The organism is Nereida ignava (assembly GCF_001049735.1).
Classification (GTDB): domain Bacteria; phylum Pseudomonadota; class Alphaproteobacteria; order Rhodobacterales; family Rhodobacteraceae; genus Nereida; species Nereida ignava.
In genome coordinates this window covers 1-1,800 of record NZ_CVPC01000059.1, presented here as the reverse complement: position 1 = coordinate 1,800, position 1,800 = coordinate 1, and the positions used below count along the sequence as shown (strand labels likewise).

Genomic DNA, 1,800 nt, shown 5'->3' with positions numbered 1-1,800 from the left:
CGCAAAAACGGTGCATCAATTGGGCTGGAAGCGGCAAACCCCGCGTATGAAACACGCATTTTGCCGGCTGATCAGGTCAAAATTCAGGGGCGTTTAGTCGGTTTGATCCGCAGCTACTAATCAGTTCGCCAAAGATTTTTTCCGCGTAGATCGGCCTCAATTTGAGCGTGCACATTAGCTAGCGCTGTTGGATCGTGCGCGCTCCAAGGTTGATGGGGTGGATGCTCCCTCCCACAACGGCATCGCAATGTGCCAGACTGGCTTTGTTGGAAGTCAGTTCAAAAGAAAGGAAACATCCATGTCAGATATTAGCATTCTGGCCATCGACCTTGCAAAGCACTCGTTTCAGGTTTGCGCTACGACGGCAGAAGGCGTCGTCAAATTCAATCGCAAGTATTCGCGTGGAAAGCTGAGCCAGCTCTTGGCGGAACACTCGAGTTGCCTCGTTGCGATGGAAGCCTGTGCGACCAGCCATTGGTGGGGCCGATATGCAMAAGAAGCCGGTCATGAGGTGAGGCTCATCCCGCCGATCTATGTGAAACCCTTCGTCAAACGCTCCGCCAAGAATGACGCCAACGACGCTGCGGCGATTGCAACGGCGGTGCGTCAACCCGGCATGCGGTTTGTTCAGGTCAAAAGCCAAGAACAGCAAACCCACGCTATGCTCTTTCGCACGCATCAGACCTTAACCCGCCAGAGGGCGACATTGATCACGACCTTGCGTGGTCATTTTGCCGAGCATGGGATCATTGTCGCCAAAGGAGACGCCGCACTCCTGGCCTACGAAGACACAATGGAAGCTCAAGAAGGCGCTATGCCGGATTTGGTACGCGAGACCGCGCGCCTGTACTATCACCACATGGCTCAGCTGGCTCAGACAATCGCCACCTTGGAACGCCAAATGGCTGATGTGGCCAAAGAAGACGAAGGCATCCAGCGTCTCCGCACAATGCCGGGTGTTGGCCCGATCACAGCAGCGGCATTCCTTGCGTTCGCGCCGCCCATGGAAAGCTTCCGGCGTGGGCGCGACTTTGCAGCCTGGCTGGGCTTGGTGCCCAAACAACTCTCGACGGGTGGCAAAACCAAACTGGGTCGAATCAGTAAGATGGGCCAGTCCGATCTGAGGCGATTACTGATCACAGGAGCCACCGTATGCATCAGATGGGCGCGCTGGAAAGGTGTCAAACCCGACGGCTGGCTAGGGCGCTTACTTGAACGCAAAAAGGGCACGTTGGCTGCCGTCGCTCTGGCTAACAAAATGGCCCGCATTCTTTGGGCCATGGTCACGAAGAAACAGGATTATCGTGGTGGTTTGGTCGAGTATGCCTGACGCCGCGCAGAGGTTCGGAACGGTCGGCTCGCGCTGACAAATTCCGGAAAGTAAGGAGATCAAAGGACAATTATGGGCAAAAGCATCGGCTGATCCGCATCGGGAAAACCATATAGTAATCAAGGACACCAATAGTCCTCAAGATCGATTTGGACCTGAGGCGATCGAACTCCATAACGGCCCGTGGCGATCAGAGCCACATCTGACGAGGCCTGACACACGACCGATACCGATAAACTTGACCCAGAAAATGTCCCGAAATCACCTTGCGAAACCGGGAGCATCCACACACGATACCTACGACGTAGACCTGCAAATGCAGTCGCCAGACCCAAGCGATCCAACTGTCACCGCGCGTGTACTCACGATCATGCTAGCAGAAGAATATTGATCAATTTGTTAACTATCGTGATGACACTTTGTGCATTCTGGCTAATCTATCGCCATGTCCGATTCCTCCTCACACCAAT

Annotated in this window: 3 protein-coding genes; all 3 read left to right on the top strand. The window is 54.3% G+C overall.

All coding sequences use genetic code 11. From position 1 onward, the window contains the following. On the top strand, positions 1-120 hold a 120-nt coding region (locus tag NIG5292_RS14895; protein ID WP_370726562.1), incomplete at its 5' end, for a LexA family protein. Between the two features lie 178 nt (positions 121-298). Further along, on the top strand, positions 299-1,330 hold the full coding sequence (locus NIG5292_RS14300; RefSeq protein ID WP_048600212.1) for an IS110 family RNA-guided transposase: 1,032 nt from the start codon (positions 299-301) through the stop codon (positions 1,328-1,330). Positions 1,331-1,580: 250 nt separating this feature from the next. Continuing rightward, on the top strand, positions 1,581-1,721 hold the full coding sequence (locus NIG5292_RS15380) for a DUF3768 domain-containing protein (protein ID WP_143082023.1): 141 nt from the start codon (positions 1,581-1,583) through the stop codon (positions 1,719-1,721). The last annotated feature ends 79 nt before the right edge of the window (positions 1,722-1,800 follow it).

What these genes read in the sequence shown, in the direction of transcription:
- NIG5292_RS15380 (WP_143082023.1), top strand. Translation starts at nt 1,581, where the DNA reads ATGTCCCGAAATCACCTTGCGAAACCGGGAGCATCCACACACGATACC.